This is a genomic window from Desulfomicrobium orale DSM 12838, assembly GCF_001553625.1.
Classification (GTDB): Bacteria; Desulfobacterota; Desulfovibrionia; order Desulfovibrionales; family Desulfomicrobiaceae; genus Desulfomicrobium; species Desulfomicrobium orale.
Genome location: NZ_CP014230.1, coordinates 2,463,442 through 2,488,616 on the forward strand (window position 1 = coordinate 2,463,442; position 25,175 = coordinate 2,488,616).

Sequence of the window (25,175 nt, forward strand, 5' to 3'; positions counted from 1 at the left end):
GGGAGATTTCTCATGAGCGTCAAATCCGGATCGAGAGAAGAACGCAAGGCGCGTGTGGTGGAAGTGCTGAATCAGGCCAGGACCATGGAGCTTTTCGCCATCACCCAGTACATGAACCAGCATTACGGACTGGACAGCATGGACTACGGCGAACTGGCCGCCAAGATGAAGCTCATTGCCATCGACGAGATACGCCATGCCGAGATGTTTGCCGAGCGGGTCAAGGAACTGGGCGGAGAGCCGGCCACATCCTGCGAGGACAATCTGAAAAAAGCTGTATGGGCCATTTATCCTTACGACGCCGATCTGGAAGACGACACCATCGATACATACAGCCAGTTTTCACAGACCTGTCGAGACAATGGCGACGCCATCAGCGCCAAACTGTTTGAAACCATCATCGAGGAAGAACAGGCCCACATGAATTATTTTGAAAACGTGGGCAACCATATTGAAACCCTGGGCGACACGTATCTGTCCAAAATTGCCGGGACTTCGGCTTCCACCGGTCCCTCCACCAAAGGTTTTCTGATCAGTGGCGGCAATTAAACCTCTGCCGGAATGAAATGAAGCGGACGTGCGGACAAAAGTCCATACGTCCGCTTTTTTATGGTCATGCGTGTGAGAAGTCAGGCCAGATGCGTTTTTTCCGTCCCACCCGTTGGTTTTGCATCCGGCCGCACACTGGGACCACCCGCCACGCCGCCGCTCCAGAGAAAACCCTGATCCTTGCGGCATGTGCGGCCGGTGAATTCCAGTCGAAGATGCCGATCATCTCTGGATAAAATCCTGAGCGGCCTTGCGGTACACATGCTGGGCGCGTGCGGTCAGCGAGTACCAGTCGAAATGACGGGTCCCGATCATCAGGGCCGCCAGAAGAGCAAAGATCAGGAGACTGCCCATGATCAGAGCGTTATCCTCCGATTGCAAAATGACGTACAGGACGGCGTAGAGAAGGGCGATGCCGGAACCGAGCAGAACGCCGAACCTGCGACTGCGCAGAATGGCGCTGAAATAGCAGGTCAGCAGAGATGTGCAGGCTGCGGCCGCCGCGCCATAGGCCCGCCCGAACCCGATGTGCTCGGACAGGGAAACCAGCAGCAGGTAAAAGATCATGAGGGCCAGGGCCACGCATGTGTACTGCACGGGATGCACGGGAGTGCCATGCAGCAGTTCGCACAGAAGTATCACGCCGAAAGTGAGCAGAATGAAAAGCAGGGCGTATTTGATGCTGCGCTCGGACTGCTGGTACACGTCTCCGGGCTGCACCAGCTCCACTCCCACGGATTTGGATTGAAGCTGCGATGTGTCGCCGCTCTGGCAGGCGTCCAGAACGGCCTCCGCGTTGTAGTTGAACGAAGACGCCCGCCAGACGGCCGAGAAAGCCGTTTCCCCCACCTCGCGCGAGTCCGGCAGCAGAAACCCGGTGAATCCGGGATGCGGCCAGTTTCCCGCGAGCTCCATGAGCGTGTTCTCCGCCAGCAGGGCGCAGTGCATGGAGCGCATGCCCCGCAAGTCCATGTTGAAGGAAAAGTCGAGTCCGGAGGGCGGAATGTCCGGCAGTTTTTCCAGCCGGGCGTGCATGCCGTCCCCGTTCAGCATGGTGCCGGGCTTGAACGGTACGGTCTGATTTCCGAAGCTGAGGGCCGAAATCCGGCCGATGCCCCGCTGGTCGGTGATGAACACGACAAGCACGGGTTCTCCCCACTGTACATTTTTCCGGGTCCGCCGGATTTCCTCGAGTTCCTCGAAAACGAACCGGCCCGCCACATTCATGGAGTTGACGTAGACGGGCATGTCGTAAATCCCCCGGTTGCGCACGGACACGGTCATATTGCCGGTCATGCGCGCGTCCGCCGCGGCCAGATAGACCGCTTCCTGTACGGTCTCCTCCCTGGTGACGAACACCCCGCCGCCGTCCTTGAGCTTTTCCGTGACCAGCTTCGTGAACGTATAGGGGATGACCAGTACGGGACCAGCCAGGGTCTGCTCGCCGGGCCAGCCCTGGGAGATGCTTGAGTAAGCCCGGTGCCGCCAGCTTTGCCGTTCCCCGATCAGATCCCACAGAAATATCTGCGGGATGAGCATGAACAGGACAAGGGCGCCGAGAATCAGAACTTTGATGGAGAAGCGAGCCATCATGATACCTCCTTTGGCTGTTTCGGGCCTTTTACAGAGGTATCGTGGAGAGAGTGTGAACGCGGCGTGCGGATTATGTGAAAAATCGTGGCCCGCTTCCCGCCGGGCCGGAGCCGGCTGGAAAACGAACCGCATTGCCCGGCGTCTATGCCGGGGCGTAGAAGCAGCGTTTGGGCGAGATGAGACGGCCCTCCTTCTTGAGAGCGTCGATACATTTGGACACTTCCTTGGAATCCACGCCCAGTTCCTTGGCGATGTCCCCCGGCCGTTTGGGCGCTCCGGCCTTGACGAAGGCCTCATAGACTTTTTCTTTCATCGCGGCACTCCTTCATGGTTTGAGATGTTCCCGCATGGAAAACAGCCGGACGCGAAATCCAAGTCCGGCCGCCTCCGGTCGAGAGGTGCGGCCTGGATTCCGGCGGAAGTCAGTCCCGCCGCAACAGTTCAAGCAGAGCCTCATGCACATGGCCGTTGCTGGCCACAATCATGTGCCCGCTGAAATCGTAATCCTTTCCGTCCATCCCGCTGACCCGGCCCCCGGCCTCTTCCACCAGCAGCCATCCGGCCGCCGTGTCCCAGGGTTTGAGACTTGTCTCGTAGAAGCCCTCGAACCGGCCGCAGGCCGTATAGGCCAGATCGATGGCCGCGGAGCCGAAACGGCGCACACCCTGACTGGCCTCGAGCACCCGGCGCAGGCGGGAGCAGATCTCGTCCGCCTCGTCGCACACGGAATAGGGAAAGCCCGTGGCGATAAGCGCCTTCCGCATTTCTGTTTCGGCGCTGACGCCGATGGGCCGCCCGTTCAGAAACGCGCCGCCGCCGCGCACCGCCCAGAAGAGTTCGTCCAGCATGGGCGCGTACACAGCGCCGAGTTCCGCCCGGCCGTCCCGCCACAGCGCCACGGACACGGCGGTCATGGGCAGCCCGTGGGCATAGTTGGTGGTGCCGTCCACCGGATCGACGATCCAGGACAGGCCGTCCGGCGTGAGGGTCGTATGGGATTCCTCGGCCAGCACGGCGGAGCCGGGCAACAGTTCCGGCAGGGCCCGCAACAGATAGGCTTCCACGGCCAGATCCGTCTGGGTGACCAGATCGATGCGGCCCTTGAAGGCAATGCACTTTTCATCCGCCCACTGCTCGCGGATGATCCCGCCCGCCGCGCGCACTCTGTCCAGAAAACCGTTCACCAGATTTTTATCCATCGTTTCCGTCCTCTTACTGAATTGTGCTTGCGCTTCACCCGCTCCGGGGTAAATATCGGGAAATGAACGCGGGCCGTCCCGCTCCGGTCAACCGTCAGCCCCAAGGATCCGGATATGCTTATTGGAATCGATGTCGGAGGAACCCACACGGACGGCGTCTGCATAAGCGACGGCCGCATGGAAGCCCTGGCCAAGGTCCCGACGGACCACGGGAATCTGCTCGCCACCATCACCGAAGCGTTGCGCGTCATCCTGAAGGAATGCGACGCCTCCGCCGTGCGCACCGTCAACCTGAGCACCACCCTTTCCACCAACGCCATCGTCACCGGCGCGGCTGAAGAAGCGGGCATGTTCGTCATGCCCGGCCCCGGCGTGGACGCACGAGCCTATGCCGTGGGCAGACACTACCACATTCTGCCCGGCTGTGTGGACCATCGCGGAGTGGTTTCCGTCAAGGCCCGCGCGGAACATATCCGCCACTTGGCGGCCGAATGCCGGGACAAGGGACTTCGCGTGTACGGCGTGGTCGGCAAGTTCTGCACCAGAAACCCGGAGCAGGAACAGACCATGGCCGATGTCCTGGCCCCTCAGGCCGACTTCGTGGCCATGGGTCACCGCGTGTCCGAAGCCCTCAATTTCGGCCGGCGGATCGGCACGGCCTATTACAACGCCGCGGTCTGGCGGACCTGCAACGCCTTTGCCGACGCTCTGGAACAGAGCCTCGCGGAGCTGAATGTCCGGGCCGACATCAACATCGTCAAGGCCGACGGCGGCACCATGCCCCTCAAGATGGCCAGGGAAAAACCCATCCAGTCCATTTTTTCCGGCCCGGCGGCCTCGGTCATGGGCGTGCTCGGCACGGTCCCGGCGGACGAGGATGCACTGCTGCTGGATATCGGCGGCACCACCACGGACATGGCCGTGCTGGTGAACGGCGTGCCGCTGCTCGAACGCGACGGCATTTCCATCGGCGGGCACCGCACCCTGGTCCGCGCCCTGCAAGTGGAATCCATCGGTATCGGCGGGGATTCCTTTGTCCGCTCCCGGGACGGCCATCTGCTGGTGGGACCGGAACGTCAGGGGCCGTGCATGGCCGCCGGCGGACCGGCTCCGGCCCTCATGGACGCCATGAATGTCCTGGGGCATGCCGATTTCGGCGACCGGGAGCGTTCGGCCTCGGGCATCAAGGAAGTGGCCATGGCCCAAGGCGTTTCCACCCGCGAATGCGCCGAGCAGATCGTGCAGCAGGCCATGTCCATCCTGACGAAAAAAATCGGCGCTTTTCTCGCGGCCGTGAATTCCCGTCCGGTGTACACCATTCAGGAAATGCTGGAAGACCGCTCGGTCCGGCCCTCCCGCCTTCTGGTCATCGGCGGCCCGGCCGAAACCATGGCCCCGCTGCTTCAGGAAGAGCTTGGCATCCCAGCCACGGTCCCCGCGTACAGCCAGGTGGTCAACGCCATCGGCGCCTGTCTGACCCGGCCGACCCAGTCCCTGGTTTTGACGGTGGACACTTCCAGAGGCACCTTCACCGTGCCGGGCCTTGGCATCCACAAGACGGTCAAGCGCACCTACACGCTGGATGAGGCCGTGCGCGACGCCACCACTCTTCTTGGAGAAGAGCTGGAGCGTCAGGGCATCCCGGCCGAACCCGGCGACATTCAGGTCATTCAGGCCGATGCGTTCAACATGGTCGAGGGGCACCACACCATCGGCCGCAACATCCGCGTGCGCTGCCAGATGCGGCCCGGAACCATCGCCACCCTGGCTTCCTGAACGGAGGACCCATGCTCAAAGCCCGAACCAGCCTCGGCATCATCTTCTTTCCGGCCTTCGACTGGGCCATCTCCCCCACCCATCCCGAGCGGGAGGAGCGTCTGCTCTACACCCAGGACCAGTTTCGGGAGGAAGGTGTTTTCGACATCGAAGGCATCCATGAATACCGGCCCATCGTCGCCGGAGAAACGGACATCATGCGCGCGCATTTCTGTTTTCCCGGCGTGGCCGACGTGTGCACCCATTCCCATTTCATTTCGGCCGGAGGAGCCATCCGCGCCGCGCAGCTCGTCATGGGCAAGGAACGGGAACGGGCCTTCGCCGTGGTCCGGCCTCCGGGACATCACGCCATGCGCACGGTTCACGGCAGCCGGGGCTTCTGCAACGTGAACATCGAAGCCGTCATGATCGAATGGATCCGCGAGCACTACGGCAATCTGCGCGTGGCCGTGGTGGACACGGACTGCCATCACGGGGACGGCACTCAGGACATCTACTGGCACGATCCCGACGTGCTCTTCATCTCCCTGCATCAGGACGGACGCACCCTGTATCCGGGCACGGGCTTTCCGGCGGAAGCGGGCGGCCCCAAGGCTCTGGGCCGGACCATCAACATTCCCATGCCCCGCGCACGTCTGACGACGGCTACCTGATGACCATGAAGCGCGTGGTGCTGCCCATCCTCGACCATTTCAAACCCGACCTGATCATCAACTCCGCCGGGCAGGACAACCACTTCTCCGACCCCATCACCAACATGAACTTCACCGCCCACGGCTACGCCGAAATGACGGCCATGCTCAAGCCGGACATCGCCGTGCTGGAAGGCGGATACGCCATCAAAGGCGCCCTGCCCTACGTCAATCTGGGCATCAGCCTGGCCCTGGCCGGAGTGGACTTTTCCGCCGTCAGGGAACCGGAACTGGACCGGGAGCGGATCAGGGAACAGAAGTCCACCATGGATTATCTCGAAACCCTGTGCGACCAGCTGCCCGACATCTATTTCAATCCCCGGCCGGCCGATGCTCCGCGGGAAAGAGGATATTTCGTGCGGCGGCGGTCCATCTACTACGACACGGACAACATCACCGAAACGCAGGTGGAACGGGTCAAGGACTGCCCCCATTGCCCGGGGCTCATCATCACCGAAACGGAAACCGCCGACACGCCCAGATCGCTCGGGCTCTACGTTCCGGTGCAGGGCTGCGACCTGTGCAGTCAGGAGGCAGAGGAACGCTTCGCCAAGTCCAGAGAGGCGGGATTCGCCCACGCCCAGATCGCGGACAGGGTCATCAAGCGCTACGAATACGCCAGATAGAGCACACGGCCGGCAGGGAACCTCCGGCTGTGGTTTCGTACTCCCGATGCAGTGACAATATCTTTCTGCAGACAATGCGCTGACGGCATGAGGCTCAAAAAATACATCCGCAAATCTCAAGGAGTAAACCATGAGTGATTTGAAACACAGAATTTATGCCATGGGCAAAGAACTCCAGTTAATGAATGTGGCGACGGTCAGTCCGGACAACAAACCCAGAGTGAGATATGTAGCCGGAAAAATGGATCAGGAGTTGAACCTTCGTTTCAGTACGCATCTTTCTTCTCCCAAGATCGGGCATCTGAAGGCCAATCCGGTCGTTTCCGTCACCCTCGGAGCCAGTCATCCCGGATCGCCTCAGTGGTTGCAGGTAGAAGGCCGGGCGGAAATCATGACATCGAAGGAAGAACGCGAGGCATTCTGGTTCGATGCACTCGGAGCGTATTTCAAGGGGCCCGATGATCCGGTCTACTGCATCGTCCTCATCCGGCCGACACGGATCGAACTTGGATCAATAGAAAATCCCCAGCCCGAAGTCTGGCAGTAGCTCCAGCCTCACTCATCAGGCTAATGCTTTTACATCGACATTGATGCTACCAAAACCGCTCTACTTCTAAAGCTGAACAGAAAGATCGTAAGCAGGTTTTTCTGGCCTTCAAGCGGTTAACTTATTTTCATCAGATATCAAAAAAGAGCAACTACTTGGTATGGTTGAGATTGATGAAAGTTGCTTTATACCCACTCAAGTTTGTGGGCGGCGGCCCGGCCCAAGAAAAAGGGGGCGGGACACGCTTAAACAGCCGACCTTCGGCATCTATGAAGATGGAGCGGTTTCACAGAGTTGGTCACCGACTGCCTCAGCAAAACGCTTCAAGCCATCATCAGGGACAAGGTTTCGCCTGAGGGCATTATCCATTCCGACTGCTGGAAAGGTTATGATGGACTGGTGGACGTTGGGTGTGACAAACACTTCCGCATCAACAAGCCCAGACACTTTGCGGCAAAATCGGTCCACATCAACGGCATCGAAGCATTCTGGAGCTTTACACGCTTGGCAAAGTTTAACGGTGTGAAGCAGAATTTCGAGCTCCACCTTAAGGAGTGTGAATGATGTTACAATCGAGCGCTACCCCAACTTTTCACTAGCCTCAAACTTTTGGTGACAAAGAACAAAGACCTGATGGTCTAGAGCCTCTAAAATTCATCCTCGCTGATGGCGTGCATATGCATGTTCCCATCGCGCACCTTGTACAAGGTTATGGTGATTTCATCGAAAAGGGTGACTCCCTGTTCTTTCCTTTCGGTAACCTGAAATGGGTCCGATCGAGTTTTACTGCCGTCTCTCATGTCTTCAAAACGCAAGTCGTAGTCGCCTTTACGGACATTCAATAGCGTGAACATACTGTGTGCGGGGATATAAAAAAAGCGTACAGGTTTTTTCTGAGGTGACAGTGAATATAGTTTGCCAAACACGTCCGTGTCACACCTAGAATTGTCTATGGTCACAGAGGAATGTCCGTTGGAGTGCAGCTGTTTGTACCCGGAGATGTACCCTGCCCTCTGCGGCCAAGGCTTCCCATTGGGAGCATAGGCTGGCTTCGTCCATTTTACTTTGGCTGGCTCCCTGGCAAAGGGATCAAAATCAACAGGCTCAAGGAGCACCTGAGAGGCTTCAGGAGTGACTGTCTGTTTAGTTAAGGCCTGCGGAGGAGAGGACGTTGATTTGCTGTGCTGTATTGTATGGTTTAGCTGCGGGACAATGGTGGCTGTTAGTATGAAGATGCCCAATGCAACCCAAAAAAAAGAAGGGGCAAGAGGACGTTTTTCTCTTTGCTTTTTGGACGTGGCTTGTTGTGTTGGATGCGGTTTTGCAGAGGCTTGTTCGCGCTCTAATTGTGCTAAAAATTCGTCATATCGCTTCTTTTTGTCCGGGTCTGAAAGCACTTCGTACGATGCGTTGATTATGCGCATAATGCGATGCGCATCGCTATTCTCTGGGTTGAGATCGGGATGATATTTTTGGGAAAGAGCTCTGTACGCCGCCTTGATCACTTCGACTGGAGCGTTCCGTGATACTTTCAGATTATCGTAATGGGTGTGTATACGACGCATAGTACTTTAATTTTTTTCTCTTTTTTTAAAATTTGTATAAAATGATAGAATTTTTTCACATAAATAGCAATATATTTCGAAATATCTCAAAATATCCAGTGCCTATTGTCACAAGATTGAGGTCTATAAGAAGATATACCTCTGATATGTATGATGACGGAAAGGAATGACGTTCGACGTATCTGGTAGCTACTCTGCACCACTCTACGATAAAGAAACAGATCAAATATCGGATCTTATGCAGTTCCTTACCGTACTCCAGCTATTGCTTATGGCTTCTTTTGGAGATGATCTGACACATCTTTCGGCTCTCGACCTGTCGAGGACCGCGTCTGTATCGTAGCCCCTGTCGCCCAAAAAAACGGCATTCAGCGCAAACTGCACGCCAAATACCGCGTCAGAGTCCGAGGCATGCGGCTGTTTCTTTCCCGCGCCGCACGCTTCGGGTGGAGGCGTTACTCCACCACTTCCGCCTTCTCGATGACCACAGGCTCCACCGGCACATCGCCGTGCATCCCCCGCGACCCGGTGGGCACAGCCGCAATGGCGTCCACCACGTCCTTTCCTTCGACAACCCTGCCAAACACCGCATAACCGAAATCGCGCACCCCGTGGTTCAGAAATTCATTGTCTGCTATGTTGATGAAGAACTGCGACGTGGCGGAATGAATTTCCCCGGTGCGGGCCATGGCGATAGTGTATTTGTCATTCCTGAGCCCGTTGTCGGCCTCGTTCTTGATCGGCGCATGGCCGGTCTTGGGCGTCATGTCCGCGTCCATGCCTCCGCCCTGAATCATGAATCCGGAAATGACCCGGTGGAACACCGTCCCGGAGTAGAAACCCTCCCGCACATAGGTCAGAAAATTTTCCACGGTCACGGGAGCTTTCTGCGGATCAAGCTCCAGCACGATGACGCCTTCGCTCGTGGTCAGAGCCACTTTCGGAGCGCCCGCCAGAGCGGAGGAAACTGTCAGACAAACAAAAATCAGAGTGAACAGCAAAACACGCATGATTTTCTCCTTGAAATAAATGGCATTTTGATGACCGTCGCCACATGGCTTCGATGATCGCCGCATAAAAACTCCGTCATCTCAGAAAATAACCGCCTCGAACCACCAGATTTCCGTTTTGGGTTTGCGCCACGAACCTTTGGGCAGCCCGGCCTTGACGCAGGTCTGATCCAGAAAGGTTTCCCTGTCCCAGCCCTGCTCTACCGCCACCTTCGGCAGCAGCAGCCCCGCGTGGATGGATTTGCGGATATACAATCCATGCCGCCCGATTTCGATCAGTTCCGGGTCGGGGCAGGGAGTCAGCGGCCCCATGACGGAAATTTCCACATCCAGTTCCCCGGCCTCCCCGGCCGATACCGGAGGAAAGCGGGGATCTTCGAAAGCCGAAACCCTGGCCATGCGCTCGATGGTCCCGGCCAGAGGGCCATCGCCGGTCACGTTGCCCATGCAGCCGCGCAGCTGTCCGCCTTTTTTCAGAGTGACGAAGGCGCCCAGCTCCGCCCGCAGGGTATCGGATTCGCAGACAGGCTTTTCTCCGGCCCGGCCCAGACCGCAGGCAATGGCGTACCGCGCCAGCTCCTTGCAGAAACGCTTTTCCTCGTCGGTCAGCGTCAGATGAAATTCCCGCATGACTTCTCTCCCGGACATAATTCGGATCACCATGGCGATCTGCGTGTTACAACAGCCCTTGCCCGCTCGCGCCCGCCGCCTGAATTTCAGGAAAACTGCCGTCTCCTCTGAAGGCCGGACGGTAAAGCGGGACGCAGGCGGAGCCCGCCCAAGCGGTCAACGGTCGAAAGGCGCTTCCAGCGGAGGATTGACCCAGAACCGGCCGGGTGCCCGCCCTGCGCCATCCACCACGACCTGGCGGCCCGAAAGACGTATCCGCCCGCTGGCCAGCCATTGCAGAGCCTGGGGATAAATCCGGTGCTCCATCTCCAGAATGCGCCCGGCCAGAGAAGCCTCGTCATCATCGGCATGGGCCGGGACAGCGGCCTGGATGATCACGGGGCCGTGGTCCATCTCCTCGTCCACGAAATGCACGGTGCATCCGGCCAGACGCACACCATGCTCCACCTGTTGCCGCTGGGCGCGGACGCCCGGACAGGCGGGAAGCAGGGCCGGATGGATATTCAGCAGCCTGCCGGAAAAAGCCCGGACGAAAAGGGGCGTCAGGATGCGCATGAATCCGGCCAGGGCCACATATTCCACTCCGGCTGCCGCGAGCAGGCGCAGCAGTTCCCGGTCGAAGGCCTCGCGGGAGGAAAAATCCTCGTGCCGCACGCAGGCCGTGGGCACACCTGCCGCACGGGCCCGCTCCAGCCCACAGGCCGAAGGATTGTTGGCGACGACCAGACGGATATCCGCGTCCAGCGCTCCTTCCCGCGCCCGGTCCATGATGGCCTGGGCGTTGGAGCCGGATCCCGAAAGAAGGAGCCCCAGGGCGATGGTCACGAAGCCTTCACCAGCGCGTCCACCAGGGCGGGGATGGTATAGTCCGCGGGCATGATGTCCGGCGTGAAGCCGTACTTTTTCAGAGTGCCCGCCGTGACCGGTCCGATGCAGCAGATTTTGAGCGTCCGCCCGGCGTAGGGCCGGATCGTGTCGGGCGGGACCAGTGCGAAGAAATTATCCACCGTGGAAGAGCTGGAAAAAGTCAGATAATGAAGCCGCCCTTTCTCCAGCAGGCTCACGATTTCTCCGCCGTCCTCCTGGGTCAGAGCCGTTTCGTACACGGGCAGCACATCCACGTGGGCCACCTTGCCCAGCTCCTCGGGGAGCACTTCCCGGGCCACGCGCGCTCTGGGAACGAGTACCCGCTTGCCCGCGATGCCGCGTTCCAGAAGCCCTGCCACTACGGACTCGGCCACGTACTTGGGCGGGATGAAATCCGGCCGGATGCCGCGCTCCCTGAGGGCCTCGGCCGTAGCCGGACCGATGGCCGCCACCTGTGCGCCGCCAAGAGCCCGGGAATCCCTGCCCGCCTCCTCCAGTTGCGCCCAGAAATGACGCACGCCGTTCACGGAGGTGAAAATCAGCCAGTCGTAACCGGAGAGCCGCCCGATGGCCTCGCGCACCAGAGCGTAATCATCCAGCGGCCGGATGGTGATGGTCGGAAATTCGTAGCAGGCCGCGCCCAGCCGTTCCAGAGTATCTTTCAGCCCGCTGGCCTGTTCTCTGGCTCTGGTCACCACCACACCCCTGCCGTGCAAGGGCAACTGCTCGAACCAGTTCAGACGGTCGCGCAGCTGCACCACCTCGCCCACCACCAGCATGGACGGAGCCTTGATCCCTTCGGCTTCAGCCAGAGCGGCGATTTCGCCCACCGTGGACACCCAGGACTGATGCCTGGCCGTGGTGCCCCAGCGCACCAGCGCGGCGGGCATGTCCGGCCGCATGCCGTGCTCCATGAGCTGTCGCGTGATGTACGCCAGATTCTTCACCCCCATGTAAAAGCACAGAGTGCTGGCCGAAGCGGCCAGGGCCGCCCAGTTGTGGGCCGAATCGGGCTTGGTCGGGTCTTCGTGGCCGGTAATGAGCGATACGGAAGACGCATACCGGCGATGGGTCAGGGGGATGCCCGCGTAGGCCGCGCCAGCCACGGCCGAAGTCACGCCGGGCACCACCTCGAAGGAGAGACCCGCGTCCAGCAGTTCCTCGGCTTCTTCGGCTCCGCGCCCGAAGATGTACGGATCGCCGCCTTTGAGCCGGGCCACGCTTTTGCCTTCCCTGACCTTGGACACGATCAGATCGTTGATCTGGCCCTGAGGCAAGGTGTGGTCGCCGCCCTTCTTGCCCACGTAGATGAGCTCCGCGTCCGGCCGGCACTGATCCAGAAAGGCCTTGTTGGCCAGATAATCGTAAATGACCACATCGGCCTCGCGCAGGATGCGCTGGCCCTTGACCGTAATGAGCCCCGGATCGCCGGGACCCGCGCCGATGAGATAGGCTTTGGACATTGTATTCCTTCTTTCGCCGATGCGCCGGGGCAAAACATGAACCGCCCGCGCTAAGGTCCGGCGTCAATGAAGCGTTTTCAAAAGGGATGCGGGAAAGTTTCCGTCATTTCGCGTTCATGAACTCTTCCAGCCGGGCCCGGAGCCGCTCCAGACCGGCTTTCTTTTCCGCAAATTCCGCGGCCTTGGCTTTTTCTTTGGCCACTACGTCTTCAGGAGCGCGGCTCATGAAACTTTCGTTGGCCAGTTTTTTCTCCACAAAATCCAGCTCCTTGCCGAGCTTGCCCAGTTCCTTGTCCAGCCGGGCCAGTTCAGAAGCGAAGTCCACCACACCTTCCAGCGGCACGAACAGTTCGCACCCGCGTACCACGGCCGAGGCGCTGCCCTTGGGCGGAGCCAGTTCGGCATCCACTGTCAGGAAGCCGACTCTGGCCAGAGCCATGATTTCCGTTTCGTGAGCCCGCAGGAAATGTCCTTCGGTCCCGGCGGCGCGGATCATCACATTCAGCGGCACGCCCGGCGCGATGCCCAGCTCCGCGCGGATGTTGCGCACAGCCACGATGACGCCCTGCAGAAATTCCATGTCCCGCACGGCCTCTTCGTCCTCGCAGCAGGGCCGGGCCTTGGGATAGGGGCGCAGGGCCAAGCTTTCGGTGTCCAGAGCGGGAATGGAGGACCAGATTTCCTGGGTCACGAAGGGAATGATGGGATGGGCGACGATCATGATTTCCGACAGCACCCGGACCAGACAGGAGCGGGCGGCGGCCCGGGCCTCCTGATCCTCGCCGTACAGCTCGGGCTTGACCAGTTCCAGATACCAGTCGCAGAACTCGCGCCATACGAAGGAGTACAGCCCCTGGGCGGCCTCGTTGAAGCGGTAGCCCTCGATCTGGACGGCATGCTCTTTCTTGAGCATCTCCAGACGGTGCAGGATCCAGCGGTGGTGCAGGGCCTTCAGGGCCGCCGGGTCGAATTCCGGCTCCGTGCCGTCCACGTGCATGAGGACGAAGCGGGCCGCATTCCAGATTTTGTTGATGAAGTGCCGGTAGCCCTCGATGCGCGCTTCGGACAGTTTGATGTCCCGGCCCATGGCCGCGAAGGACGTCAGGGTGAAACGCAGGGCGTCGCAGCCGTATCTGTCGATCATCTCCAGGGGGTCGATGACGTTACCCGTGGACTTGGACATCTTCTTGCCGTGCTCGTCGCGGACCAGAGCGTGTATGTACACGTCCCTGAAGGGCACGTCGTCCATGAACTTCATGCCCATCATCATCATCCGGGCCACCCAGAAAAAAAGAATGTCGAAGCCTGTGACCAGAAGCGAGGTGGGATAGAAAGCCTTGAGCTCGGTGGTCCTGTCCGGCCAGCCCATGGTCGAAAAAGGCCACAGGGCTGAGGAAAACCAGGTGTCCAGCACGTCCTCGTCCTGCATGAGACGCGTGCAGCCGCAGGAGCAGGCCGTGGGGTCTTCCCTTGTTACCAGCACCTCGCCGCATTCCCCGCAAGTCCAGACCGGAATGCGGTGTCCCCACCAGAGCTGCCGGGAAATGCACCAGTCACGGATGTTGTCCAGCCAGTTGAAATAGGTCTTGTTCCACTGGGCGGGCCAGATGGTCGTGCGTTCCTCCTCCACGGCGGCACGGGCCAGCCCGGCCAGAGGCTTCACCGACACGAACCACTGCTCCGAAACGAAGGGCTCGATGGTGGTCTTGCAGCGGTAACACTGGCTGACCTTGTTCTCGTAGGGTTCCTCGGCCTCCAGCACGCCGAGGTCGCGCAGATCCTCCACGATGCGCGTCCGGCATTCGTCCACGGTCATGCCCTGATAGATTCTGGGCGCGGCATCGTTCATGCGGCCCTGATCGTCGATGACGCTTATGACCTCAAGCCCGTGCCTGCGGCCCAGCTCCCAGTCGTTCATGTCGTGGGCCGGAGTGATCTTCAGGCAGCCCGTGCCGAATTCGCGGTCCACATAGGCATCGGCGATGACCGGCAGCCGCCGCCCGACAATGGGCAGGATCACATGCTTGCCCACGGCGTGGCGGTAGCGCCCGTCCTCGGGATGAACGGCCACGGCCGCGTCGCCGAGAATGGTTTCCGGACGGACGGTGGCCACGGTGAGATGTCCCGAACCGTCCTCCAGAGGATAGCGCAGATGGTAGAGAACGGACTTGGCCGGGACGTATTCCACCTCGTCGTCGGCCAGAGCCGTGTGGCAGCGGGTACACCAGTTGACCACATACTTGCCCCGGTAGATGAGACCATCCTCGTACAGGGTCACGAAAACCTCGCGCACGGCTCTGGACAGCCCCTCGTCCATGGTGAACCGCTCCCGCGTCCAGTCCACGCTGGCACCCAGGCGGCGGATCTGGTTCAGGATGCGGCCGCCATAGTCCTCCTTCCATTCCCATACGCGGCGCACGAACGCCTCCCGGCCCAGGTCCTCGCGTCCGCGCCCCTCGGCCAAAAGCGCGCGCTCCACCACGTTCTGGGTGGCGATACCCGCGTGATCCGTGCCCGGGACCCACAGCACGGTCTTGCCGTGCTGACGCATGTACCGGCACATGATGTCCTGCAGGGTGATATTCAGGGCGTGGCCCATGTGCAGCGCGCCCGTGACGTTGGGCGGCGGAATGACGATGGAGTAGTTTTCACCCGGATGCTCCACGGCCTTGTTCACGTCCGGCGTGAAAGTCTGGTGGGAAGCCCAGTGGTCCAGCCAGCGTTTTTCCACGTCGGCGGGTTCGTACCCCTTGGCGAGTGGTTCGGCCATAGCAAACTCCCCGATGCCAGGAACCATGCCCTGGGCTTGTGATGAACATTTTTCCGGGCGCGGCCCGCGTTTTCGGCGATGAAATCTTCAAGAAGCGGCGCGGCTGCCAAAAGGTTTTCCAGGCCCGGCCAAAGACCGGCACAAGTGGATTTGCGTACCGGCGGCCATGCCAAAAAGCAAGCCCGGCTTGCTCCGCGCGGCCCGATCTGCTAGGCCGCCGCCATGCGGAACGTGGCTCTTTTCTGGGATGAATCGCACTTGTGGGGGGTCCTGCTCTGGCGGGCCCTGTCGGGCATGGGGCTCAACCCGCACCTTCTTTCGGCGGAGCACATCCGGCACGGCGCTCTCCAAAAGGAACCGCCGGACACGCTGCTGGTTCCAGGCGGCTGGGCCCGGCTCAAATCTCTGGCTCTGGGCGATGGCGGCCGGGAAAACATCCGGGAATACGTGCGCGGCGGGGGCGGATATTTCGGCATTTGCGGCGGCGCGGGGCTGGCTCTGGCCTCGCAGGGCAGAACGTCCCTGCTCGACCTGTGCTCATGGTCACGCAAGGCGGCCCGGGACCGGCTGCCCAACTTCAGCGGACATCTGCTCTGCCGCACGCATGAGAACGGCACGGACGGCGAGGCTCGGCTGCCTGTATGGTGGCCGTCGCAATTCGCGCCCGACCCGGAAAATCCTCTGGAGATCGTGGCGAGCTATCTGGAACCCGGACCGGATTTCTGGTCCGCCGACCTGAGCTGGTCCGCAGTGGCGCCGGAAGAAATACCGAACTGGGAAGCCCTGTACGGCATCAATCTGGATCCGGGACGGCTGCGCGGCGAGCCGTGCGTGGTGCGGGGAACGTATGGAAAGGGCCGGTTCATCCTGAGCTACGCGCATCTGGAGTCGCCCGATTCTCCGGACGCCAACGCCCTGCTGGCAAGACTTCTGGGAGCCCGGAGCATGTCCGTCCCGGTCTGGTCCCTGGACAGCGCCGCGGCCCTGTGGGACGACCCGCGCCTTGCGGCCATGCAGGAAGCCCTGGAAGACCTGGTCCGCTTCGGGCAGAGCCATTTCCTGCTTTTCTGGCGCACACCCTGGCTTCTGGGATGGCGGCGCGGCGTGCCCGGCTCTCCTGTCAATTTTCTGCTGGCCCTGGTCTGGCAGGCCCGTCATACGCCGGTCACGGAGCAGGCGCGCGTCCACTGGCAAAAACACGGGGATGCCTGCGAGCGGATATGCACCGAGTTCTGCCGCAAGGCCAAAACCTATCTCATCATGGAACGCCGGATTCTGGCCCTCTCCCCTTCCTCGCCGGAAGCCAGTGCCTCGGACGCGCTGCAGGGCTCCAAGCTGGAGCTCTTCGGCCAGTTTCCAGGCTACGGCGGTATTTACGGCGAGCTGCTCCGCCCGCTGGACAGACTGCTGTGGCTGCAACTCACAGACGGCTGACAAGGACGGCCCGCAGGGCCGAAAACTCCGGCATATCCGGGAGCTGGGCAAAAATCCGCCCCAGATAATCGCGGCGGCGGAAAACGCTCCGGCTGGCCGTGAACTCAAGGCCCGGCCCCCAGGAAGCCAGAAGCAGCCGGAAATCGTTGGCGCAGGTCAAATCCGCGTAGGACGGATTCCCGCCCCGGCGGACCGTTTCCAGTACATGGGGATTCCACGCGCCGGGCGTATCCGCAAGGCCCAGAGCCACCACCTTGTCGCCCGCCCGGCCCGGCTCCATCCCGGCCAGCACCAGGGGGACGATGTCCAGCTTGTCCGCGTCCCGGACCACGCGGACCACCGTGCCGAGCGGCTCTTCCAGACGCGCGGGCAGTTCCCGCTTGTTGTGCAGGCACACCGCAGAAATGACCACATTTCGCGCCGCCGGGCCGCATTCGGCCAGAAAATTCTCCCTTTCCAGGATTTCCGCTCCCAGATCTCCGTGATCCACGGACTCGTCATCCCGGAACGTCCCGAACCGCTCGAACTGCTCGAAGCGGCCGATATCATGCATCAGCGCGGTCGCCCGGCACAAGAGCGCCATATCCGGAGTCTCGGCCCGGGCTATGTGCGCCGCCAGGGCATGCACCCGCAGGGTGTGATCACGCTTGAGCAGCACATGGGCGCGGCGCTCTCCCAGCCGGTCAGCATACTCCCCGGCCAGATTCGTCAGACGCCGCGCCAGCCGGGTCACGAAACCGGCAGGAATCAGCATCCCTGATAAAATTTGTACAGGTCCTCATCGACAAGCAGCCGGAAACCTTCTTCCGCCTCCTCGAAACGAATGACCTTGGCCGGGTCCAGGGCCACGTCCAGAGCGTACTCGGCCAGCCGGCTGGCCTCCTTTCTGGCTGTTTCGTCCAGTTCCTTGAAGCGTCCCATTTCCATCCATTCAGACATGAGCGTCTCCTTCCTGTGATTGGGGAAATCCGCACCGACTCGTTTGGCGATCCGGCGGGCAGCGGACAGAATCTCACTGCACGACAGGCCAGGACGTACATTCCTTGGCCGGAGCGTATCCGGCATCGAACGCCTGGCGCAGCGAAGAAAAAACAATTCTGTTAGCGCGCGATATTTTGGCCGTCTCAGCACACGACGCGGAGTGAAAACGCAAAGACGAGCGCGAGCCCACATAGCCCCCGGAAGCGGACGGCATGCTCAGAATCCGGGGCCAGAACCCTTTTCCCTGACGCATGGCCTCCCGCTGGGCCTCCAGCAGAATGCTGGCCAGTCCCGAGTCCCGATCTTCGGTGTGCGGGTAGGCAAAAGCCGCCCCTTCCTCAACCATGAGCAGGTTGAGCATGCGTCCGTCGGCCAGTCTGGCCACGCCGATCAGCCGCCCATGGCGGTCCGTGCCGAGTTCGCCGCGGTCCAGAAACAGTTCTCTCCCGGCCACCGAGTAGGCCAGAATTTTTTTGGCTTCCATGCCGTAGTACTGTTCGGGATGCTCCCGGTGTTTCAAATCCGGCGCACCGATGCCGCGCAAACGCAGCTGTTCTCCCGTGGCCAGAACCAAAGAATCTCCGTCCACCACCCTTGCCACCCGCACCCGCCAGATTTCGGCTTCCGGAGCCATAAGCGGGTAAAGAAAAAAGCACAGGACGGCCAGGACTCCGATAAACAGAGCCGCCAAGGCGGCTCTGAAGGAAAAAGCGGACCGCACGGCACGCGGAAGGGACGGCATCGCTCTGCCCGGCTAGGATTCGTAGTAGGAGCGCAGCTGCTGGCTGCGTACGGGATGCCGCAGCTTGCGCAGGGCCTTGGCCTCGATCTGCCGGATGCGCTCGCGGGTGACGTTGAAGAGCTTGCCGACCTCTTCCAGAGTGTGGTCGCTCTTCTCGCCGATGCCGAAGCGCTTCCTGAGCACCTGTTCCTCGCGCGGGGTCAGATCGGAGAGTACCTGGGCGATCTGCTCGGCCAGCTTGGTGTTGACCACCTCGTCGGCCGGAGCCACGGCCTTCTTGTCCTCGATGAAATCACCCAGGCTGGAATCCTCCTCGTCGCCGATGGGCGTTTCCAGGGAAATGGGCTCCTTGGCGATCTTGAGCACCTTTTTGACCTTCTCCAGCGGGTAGTCCATGCGCTCGGCGATTTCCTCGGGAGACGGATCCCGGCCCAGTTCCTGAACCAGATAACGCGAGGTGCGCACCAGCTTGTTGATGGTCTCGATCATGTGCACGGGAATACGGATGGTCCGGGCCTGATCCGCAATGGCCCTAGTGATGGCCTGACGGATCCACCAGGTGGCGTACGTGGAAAACTTGTAGCCGCGCTGGTACTCGAACTTGTCCACGGCCTTCATGAGACCGATGTTGCCTTCCTGTATCAGATCCAGAAACTGGAGACCCCGGTTGGTGTATTTCTTGGCGATGGACACCACCAGACGAAGATTGGCGCGGATCAGTTCCTGCTTGGCGTCCAGAGCGTTGGTGTTGCCCTTGCGGATGCGCCACAGGATTTCCTCCAGCTGGTCCACGTCGTGCATAGCGTTTTCCTGCAGCTTGTGCAGAATTTCGATCTTGCCGTTGACCATTTCCTTAAAGGAGAAAAGCTCCTCCATGGTCATGCCGAGCTGGTCCGCCGCCGCGACCGGATTGACGCTGCGTTCGTCCAGTTGACGGAAAACGCCGAAGATCTCGTCCTGAGACTTGCCCAGAGACAGGATATAGGCCGACAGATCACGCTTGCAGTTATGCATCTGGCGCACATAATCGCCCACAGTCTCGATGATGCGGTCGATGAGGGTCTTTTCGAGCTTGATATCGCGCAGGCACTGAACCACGCTGTCCTTGTAGTCCATGAGCTTTTTCTGCACGCCGAAAACGCGCTTCTCCAAAGTGGCGCACTCGTCCAGGCGGGTATAGAGGGGGCGGCGCTTTTTATAAATGTTCTTCACGTCCTCCAGAAGTTTGATGACCCGCTCGCGCTGGTTCATCTCTTCTTCGGATGGATCGTCCTCCTCGATGGTCTTGACTACGTCCTTGAGCTTCATGCGTCCCTTTTTCAGATCCTCGCCCACGCGGATCAGCTCTTCCACGGCCACCGGCACCTCGACCAGGGCGTACAGCACCTCCAGTTCACCGGCTTCGATCTTCCTGGCGATATAGACCTCGCCATCGCGGTCCAGCAGGCCCACCGCGCCCATCTCGCGCAGGTACATGCGAACCGGATCGTTGCTGCGCGAGGAATAGTCGGCCCCGTCCTCGTCCTCGGCCAGTTCGAGCTTTTCCTCGTCCTTGACCTCCTCGCCGTCGTCCTCGGCCACTTCGATGCCGCCGGTCAGCTTTTCGTCCACGATGTCGATGTCGAGCTGGTCGAAAATGACGATGATCTCGTCGATCTGTTCCGGGGTGTTGACCTCCGAAGGAAGAGCCTTGTTCAGTTCATCGAACGTCAGAAAGCCCTTTTTCTTTCCCTCGGCGATAAGCGCCTGAATCTGCTGCACGTCTTTTATATTGCTCATCCGCTCTCCCCCAGCGCCTGTTAAAAAAATACGAACACCCGCGATCACTGATCGCGGGACAAGGACTTGTCATAAAGGGCCAGAAGCCGCAGTTCTTCCTGAAAGTCGCCGCGCCGCCGGGCCGCCAGCAGCCTGTCGCGCAACGGCGCGCGGTCCCGCGCGTCGCGCCGCTTCTCGAAATAGGCGAGAAATTCGCGCCACTGCTTTGCCGCGTCCTTCAGGTGCACATCCGTTCTCATCTGGCAGGATACATAAAATTTTCTCTCGCCCGCATCGAGATGCTGCAGGATGGAAGCCTCGTCGTGAGTCCGGAGTTTCTTCCAGAATTCCCGGCTGCGGCCGGAAAAAAGCAGCGCGTCCAGCTCCTCCCCGGCCAGGGCCTCCCTGTATTCCGGAAAACGCACGGCAAAAGCCAGAAGTTCCCGGTCCACCTGCATGGGCTTGCAGGCCTCCAGACGCGACCGGCCGGACACGGGAGCGGACACGTCCAGCTCCCGGCGCAATTCCGCCTCCGACAGACCAAGACCGGCCGCCAGCCGGGGCAGATAGTAGGACTGCCAGTCCATCTGTTTCAGGCGGGACACGAACCCGCGCGCCCAGTTCAGAATTTCCTTCGGCGGCAAGGCCGCCACCTGTTCCAGGCAGTAGTCCAGACCTTCCACGGCTCCGGCCATGAGGCTCTCCAGACGCTCCTTCCCGGCCTGCTGCAGGATGGAATCCACATCCTCTCCTTCAGGCAGGCAAAGCACACGGCAGTGGAGCCCCTGGCCGAGAATCATCTCCGCAGCCCGCAAGGCCGCCTTGCGTCCGGCGTTGTCGCCGTCGAAAACCAGATCCACCCTTCCGGTCAGTCCGGACAGCCGGTGCACCTGCTCCGGAGTCAATGCCGTCCCCAGCACACCGCAGCTGTTCCCGAACCCGAACTGGTGCAGGCTCAGCACATCCACGTAGCCTTCGGTCAGCAGAACGCTCTTCAGGTGCGAAATGGCCCGCCGGGCCTGATACAGTCCGTACAGATGCTCGCCCTTGGTGTAGATGGGCGTTTCACTGGAGTTCAGGTACTTGGGGCCGTCACCGTCGACCAGAGCGCGTCCGCCGAAAGCCACTGTCTGGCCGGTCAGGTTCATGATCGGAAAAATGAGCCTTTCCCGAAAGCGGTCATAGTGGCTCCCCTTGGCGGAACGGCTGAGCAGCCCGGCCTTTTCGGCGGCCTCGTATCCGAAGCCGCGGGCGCGCAGATAATCTCGCAGAGCGTTCCAGCCGTCCGGAGCCCAGCCCAGGGAAAAATGCTCTACCGTTTCCGGAGACAGGCCGCGCCCGGCGATGTATTCCCGCGCTGCCCGCCCGGCGGAACCATTCAAGGTCTGACGGTAAAACCCGGCGGCCAGGGAGTGCATCTCCAGACATATGGTCCGGGATACGCCCCCTTCTTCCCGCCGGGGCGCTCTCCGGCGCGTCTCCAGCCCGGCCTCCCTGGCCAGGGCCTCCACGGCTTCTCCCAGCTCCAGGCCGTTGATGGCGCGGTAAAATTCAATGACATCGCCAGCGGCCTGACATCCGAAGCAATAATAGAACCCCGCATCGGGATTGACCGAAAAAGACGGCTTGGTTTCCTGATGGAATGGACACGGAGCCACCAGCCTGCTCCCGGCCGGACGCAGCTCCACATACCGGCCCACCACATCCTCAATGCGCAGCGCGGTCTTTATTCTGGCGATCAGTCCTGAATCCGACGCGCTCATCCTGTCCTCTTCACCCGCCGCAAAAGGAGCGGGTCAGCCTTTGCAGAACTCCGGAGGCAGAAACCACCATGCTGTCCGGAAGGTACAGGCTCGCAGCTACCGCACAATTTCCGCAAAACCGGAAAAAAACAGCGGTATGGCACTATCCGGCCAGCACCACCCTGGTCATACCGTCGCCACCCTCGTCCGCATTGCCCAGACAGAAACTCTCCACCGCCCGGGAATGGCGCAGATGCTCATGCACTGCCCGGCGCACGGCCCCCGTGCCCATGCCATGAATGATCTCCACCTCGGCACGGCCCGCCAGCAACGCCCTGTCCAGAAATCGGGCCAGTTCAGCCTCGGCCTCGTCCGTGCGGGTTCCACGCAGGTCAAGCCGCAGGGGTGGCGCGTCCGCGGCCACATGGCGCGTACTCCCGCCGCCGGATGGCTGGCGGGCTTCCCCGGGGCGGACATCACGCACCTCCACCCACAAATTCACGCCGCCCACATCGAGCCGGACGCGCTCTTTCCTGGCGTTCACCTCGCACACCCGCCCATTTTTGCCCCACGGCACATAAAACAGGATCTGCCCCGGGGCAATATCCGCAAGGGAAAGAGCCGCTTCCTCGCGCCCATCCTCTCCCGCCGCTTCTACGCTCTCCCGCAGCCGGGCCAGCTCGCGCATGCTCTCCTTGCGCCCTTGCCGCCCCTCGCGCCACGCGCGCACGATCTCCTGGGACGCGGCCTGCAACTCCGTCCGCATACGGACTCGTTCCCGCTCCAGGCTCTCCAGCTTGCGGGCCATCTTTTCCTCGGCGGCGCGGGCTCTCATCTTCATGTCCGCCAGTTCGGCCTCTTTTTCGGCAGCCAGACGGTTCAGACGTTCAAAAATCTCTTCGCTGCCTCCCGCATCCAGATAGAGATATTCCTCGGCCCGGCTCAGCACGGATTCGGGCAGCCCCTGCTCGCGGGCCACGTCCAGAGCCCTGCTGGCTCCGACCTGATCGTATCCGAGTCTGAACAGCGGCTTTTTGGTGTCCGGAGAAAAAATGACCGACGCCGCGCGCACACCCGGACGTGACAGCCCATACGCTTTGAGGGCCGGAAAATGTGTGGCCGCACCGATCCAGGCACCTTTCTCCATCAGCCCGTCCACCACCGCCTGGGCCAGAGCCGCCCCCTGGCTGGGATCGGTACCCACGCCGAATTCGTCCAGAATGACCAAAGTGCCGGAGTCGATGTCGGGCCACGCTTCGCTGAAATTATGTATCTGGGCCGTGAACGTGGACAGGCTCTGCTCAATGGACTGCTCGTCGCCCATGGACACCGCGTAGTTGTCCCAGAAGGGCAGTTCGCTTCCCTGAGCGGCGGTGACGGGCAACCCGGCGTGAGCCATCAGCGCCAAGAGGCCCAGGGTTTTCAGACACACGGTCTTCCCGCCCGCATTACCGCCGGTAATGATCAGAACGCGCTGGTCCTCTTTGAGCTCGATATCCACGGGCACGACCGGGTCCCCGCCGAAAACGAGCAGGGGGTGGCGGGCCTGCGTCAGCCGCAGCCGACCGGACCCGGAAATATCGATGCACCGGGCATCGGCCGTGCGGGCGAAACGGCACGCGGCTAAAAGAGTGTCGAAGCGCACCAGACCATCGAACGCTTCGTGCAATTGCGATTCTTCGGAACGGACGAGTTCCGTCAGAAAGCGCAGGATTTTCTGTTCTTCCGCACGCTCCTCCTGACGGTATTCCTGGAGGGTGTTATTCAGCTCCACCAGAAAATAGGGCTCGAAATAGCAGGTTTCCCCCGTCTGGGAATAGTCGTGCACGATACCCTTCAAGCGTCCCTTGAAGTTATTTTTGAGCGCCAGCACGTACCGGTCGGAAGAGATGGTCAGATAGTCGTCCTGCAGAATACCGGACAGCTCCTTGTTCTGAAAAAAATCCTGTACCCTGCGCGTGCACATCTGATGAACGCGGCGGATTTCCTGACGCACGGAGAAGAGCTCTGGCGAAGCCTCGTCCCGGATATCGCCGTCAGGAGTCAGACAGCGGCCAAGGGCCGACCATGTCCGGGGCGGAAGAGGCAGGGCGGCCAGCTCTTCCAGACGCGGGTACAACACCGGGTCCGGAGTTCCCAGACTGTCCCGGAGAGCGGTCACGGCCTTGAGCATGGCCCACACGCCGGTCAGACCGTCCAGATCGAGGACTGCCAGAGGATTTTGCAGAAACGCGAATACTCCGGCCATGTCGGGAAAAGGGAGAAGGCGGATTTCTGTGTGCCCGGAAAAACGCAGCAGCTCCTCGATGAGACAGGAGCGTTCGGCGATGCGGGAAAGATCCGTTTCCGGCAAAAGCAAAAGGCAGGCATCCCTGCCCGCCTCGCTGATGGCAAATGTGGAAATATGCCGCAGAACCTTGGGAAATTCCAGCAGCTGCAGAATTCGCGGATCCATAGAAATCAGGACAAAAGGCGAGTCCGCACCAGAGTGCTCAGTTCCTTGCCGTCCACCTGCCCGGCATGTTTGCCGAGAATGGCGTTCATCACCCGGCCCATGTCTTTCATGCCGGAGGCCTGGAGTTCGGCAATGGCCGTCTCCACCGCATCAGCCAGCTCCGCAGGTCCAAGGGGCTCAGGCAGATAAGCACGCAGAACCGTCAGTTCCCGTTCTTCGGCTTGGGCCAGATCGGTTCGCCCGGCGGCGGAAAACTGTTCGATGGATTCCTGACGCTGCTTGACCTGTTTGGCCAGAACATCAAGAAGCTCGGCTTCGGTCAGTTCCCGGCGCAATTCGATCTGCTTGTTTTTGGCGGCCGCCCTGAGCATTCTCAGGACAGCCACCTCTTCGGTCTTCTTGGCCTTGAGAGCGATCACGAAGTCCTTCTCAAGGCGTTCGGCGAGATGCATCACATCACCTGAAGCTTGCGAATTTTTTTGAGAAGTCTCTTCTTGGCCGCAGCTTCCTTTTTCTTTTTCTGGATGCTGGGTTTTTCGAAATGCTGACGTTTCTTCAGCTCGGAAAGAATTCCGGCTTTCTCTACCTGCTTCTTGAACTTCCGCAGGGAGTAATCGAACGTATCACTGTCACCCATGTATACACCTGGCAAATCAATCACCTCCCCTTCTCGTCATCCTCCGCAATATTTCAGAAATGCGAAGGATTTTGCTTCCTATGCGCGTCAGGAATACAAATCAAGAAAAAAAGGGCGCCTGAAGCGCCCTCCGTATATC

The 25,175-nt window shown here is 60.6% G+C and carries 21 protein-coding genes and 2 pseudogenes; 6 read left to right on the plus strand and 17 right to left on the minus strand.

What is annotated here, in order from left to right; all coding sequences use genetic code 11:
* The first annotated feature begins 12 nt into the window (after nucleotides 1-12).
* The gene (locus AXF15_RS11530) at nucleotides 13-549 is read left to right on the plus strand and encodes a ferritin-like domain-containing protein (RefSeq protein ID WP_066607660.1); all 537 of its coding nucleotides are present in this window, start codon (nucleotides 13-15) and stop codon (nucleotides 547-549) included.
* Between the two features lie 222 nt (nucleotides 550-771).
* On the opposite strand, the gene creD is transcribed toward AXF15_RS11530, so the two are convergent.
* The 3 genes from creD to AXF15_RS11545 all read right to left on the minus strand — a co-directional run bounded on the left by creD (nucleotide 772) and on the right by AXF15_RS11545 (nucleotide 3,341).
* Nucleotides 772-2,142 carry a cell envelope integrity protein CreD gene (gene creD, locus AXF15_RS11535; RefSeq protein WP_066607663.1) on the minus strand — a complete coding sequence of 457 codons (1,371 nt, stop codon included), beginning with the start codon at nucleotides 2,140-2,142 and terminating at the stop codon, nucleotides 772-774.
* 142 nt (nucleotides 2,143-2,284) lie between these two features.
* The gene (locus AXF15_RS11540) at nucleotides 2,285-2,455 is read right to left on the minus strand and encodes a transcriptional regulator (RefSeq protein WP_066607665.1); all 171 of its coding nucleotides are present in this window, start codon (nucleotides 2,453-2,455) and stop codon (nucleotides 2,285-2,287) included.
* Nucleotides 2,456-2,564: 109 nt separating this feature from the next.
* A complete protein-coding gene (locus AXF15_RS11545) occupies nucleotides 2,565-3,341 on the minus strand; it encodes an inositol monophosphatase family protein (protein ID WP_066607667.1) in 777 nt (258 codons plus the stop codon).
* Between the two features lie 114 nt (nucleotides 3,342-3,455).
* On the opposite strand from AXF15_RS11545, the gene AXF15_RS11550 reads away from it, so the two are divergent.
* The 4 genes and pseudogenes from AXF15_RS11550 (at nucleotide 3,456) to AXF15_RS13710 (ending at nucleotide 7,546) form a co-directional block, all read left to right on the plus strand.
* Nucleotides 3,456-5,117 (plus strand): hydantoinase/oxoprolinase family protein, encoded by a 1,662-nt coding sequence (locus AXF15_RS11550; protein WP_066607669.1) that lies wholly within the window; start codon nucleotides 3,456-3,458, stop codon nucleotides 5,115-5,117.
* A 293-nt stretch (nucleotides 5,118-5,410) separates the two neighbouring features.
* Nucleotides 5,411-6,435: pseudogene (locus AXF15_RS11555) on the plus strand (histone deacetylase family protein).
* Between the two features lie 130 nt (nucleotides 6,436-6,565).
* Nucleotides 6,566-6,982 (plus strand): pyridoxamine 5'-phosphate oxidase family protein, encoded by a 417-nt coding sequence (locus AXF15_RS11560; protein WP_066607671.1) that lies wholly within the window; start codon nucleotides 6,566-6,568, stop codon nucleotides 6,980-6,982.
* 33 nt (nucleotides 6,983-7,015) lie between these two features.
* Nucleotides 7,016-7,546, plus strand: a pseudogene (locus AXF15_RS13710) (IS1595 family transposase).
* Nucleotides 7,547-7,629: 83 nt separating this feature from the next.
* On the opposite strand, the gene AXF15_RS11570 reads toward AXF15_RS13710, so the two are convergent.
* The 6 genes from AXF15_RS11570 to AXF15_RS11595 form a co-directional block, all read right to left on the minus strand.
* A complete protein-coding gene (locus AXF15_RS11570) occupies nucleotides 7,630-8,547 on the minus strand; it encodes a J domain-containing protein (protein ID WP_083518025.1) in 918 nt (305 codons plus the stop codon).
* 455 nt (nucleotides 8,548-9,002) lie between these two features.
* Nucleotides 9,003-9,557, minus strand: coding sequence for a peptidylprolyl isomerase (locus AXF15_RS11575; RefSeq protein ID WP_066607675.1), 555 nt, complete (start codon nucleotides 9,555-9,557; stop codon nucleotides 9,003-9,005).
* An 81-nt stretch (nucleotides 9,558-9,638) separates the two neighbouring features.
* On the minus strand, nucleotides 9,639-10,187 hold the full coding sequence (gene amrA / locus AXF15_RS11580; protein ID WP_066607677.1) for an AmmeMemoRadiSam system protein A: 549 nt from the start codon (nucleotides 10,185-10,187) through the stop codon (nucleotides 9,639-9,641).
* Between the two features lie 156 nt (nucleotides 10,188-10,343).
* Entirely contained in the window at nucleotides 10,344-11,012 is a 669-nt protein-coding gene (purN, locus tag AXF15_RS11585) for a phosphoribosylglycinamide formyltransferase (RefSeq protein WP_066607680.1), read from the minus strand.
* Nucleotides 11,009-12,517, minus strand: a complete 1,509-nt coding sequence (cobA, locus tag AXF15_RS11590; RefSeq protein ID WP_066607683.1) for a uroporphyrinogen-III C-methyltransferase — start codon at nucleotides 12,515-12,517, stop codon at nucleotides 11,009-11,011. Before cobA ends, purN begins: the two co-directional genes overlap by 4 nt.
* Before the next feature lie 103 nt (nucleotides 12,518-12,620).
* Nucleotides 12,621-15,287, minus strand: coding sequence for a valine--tRNA ligase (locus AXF15_RS11595; RefSeq protein WP_066607686.1), 2,667 nt, complete (start codon nucleotides 15,285-15,287; stop codon nucleotides 12,621-12,623).
* Nucleotides 15,288-15,509: 222 nt separating this feature from the next.
* Here AXF15_RS11595 and AXF15_RS11605 point away from each other — a divergent pair, with 222 nt between their 5' ends.
* Nucleotides 15,510-16,721, plus strand: coding sequence for a biotin--protein ligase (locus tag AXF15_RS11605; RefSeq protein WP_151192373.1), 1,212 nt, complete (start codon nucleotides 15,510-15,512; stop codon nucleotides 16,719-16,721).
* Here the strand turns inward: AXF15_RS11605 and AXF15_RS11610 are convergent.
* The 8 genes from AXF15_RS11610 to rpsU all read right to left on the minus strand — a co-directional run bounded on the left by AXF15_RS11610 (nucleotide 16,708) and on the right by rpsU (nucleotide 25,051).
* On the minus strand, nucleotides 16,708-17,475 hold the full coding sequence (locus tag AXF15_RS11610) for an HD domain-containing protein (protein WP_066607692.1): 768 nt from the start codon (nucleotides 17,473-17,475) through the stop codon (nucleotides 16,708-16,710). The genes AXF15_RS11605 and AXF15_RS11610 overlap by 14 nt on opposite strands.
* Nucleotides 17,469-17,660, minus strand: coding sequence for a hypothetical protein (locus AXF15_RS11615; protein ID WP_066607694.1), 192 nt, complete (start codon nucleotides 17,658-17,660; stop codon nucleotides 17,469-17,471). Before AXF15_RS11615 ends, AXF15_RS11610 begins: the two co-directional genes overlap by 7 nt.
* 73 nt (nucleotides 17,661-17,733) lie before the next feature.
* On the minus strand, nucleotides 17,734-18,444 hold the full coding sequence (locus AXF15_RS11620) for a thermonuclease family protein (RefSeq protein ID WP_066607696.1): 711 nt from the start codon (nucleotides 18,442-18,444) through the stop codon (nucleotides 17,734-17,736).
* Between the two features lie 12 nt (nucleotides 18,445-18,456).
* Entirely contained in the window at nucleotides 18,457-20,223 is a 1,767-nt protein-coding gene (rpoD, locus tag AXF15_RS11625; RefSeq protein ID WP_066607698.1) for an RNA polymerase sigma factor RpoD, read from the minus strand.
* 44 nt (nucleotides 20,224-20,267) lie between these two features.
* A complete protein-coding gene (gene dnaG, locus AXF15_RS11630) occupies nucleotides 20,268-21,965 on the minus strand; it encodes a DNA primase (protein ID WP_066607701.1) in 1,698 nt (565 codons plus the stop codon).
* A 142-nt stretch (nucleotides 21,966-22,107) separates the two neighbouring features.
* Nucleotides 22,108-24,399, minus strand: coding sequence for an endonuclease MutS2 (locus tag AXF15_RS11635; protein WP_066607704.1), 2,292 nt, complete (start codon nucleotides 24,397-24,399; stop codon nucleotides 22,108-22,110).
* Nucleotides 24,400-24,404: 5 nt separating this feature from the next.
* Nucleotides 24,405-24,851, minus strand: coding sequence for a GatB/YqeY domain-containing protein (locus AXF15_RS11640; protein ID WP_066607705.1), 447 nt, complete (start codon nucleotides 24,849-24,851; stop codon nucleotides 24,405-24,407).
* Entirely contained in the window at nucleotides 24,851-25,051 is a 201-nt protein-coding gene (gene rpsU / locus AXF15_RS11645; protein ID WP_066608970.1) for a 30S ribosomal protein S21, read from the minus strand. The genes AXF15_RS11640 and rpsU overlap by 1 nt, the downstream gene beginning before the upstream one ends.
* Nucleotides 25,052-25,175 lie beyond the last annotated feature (124 nt).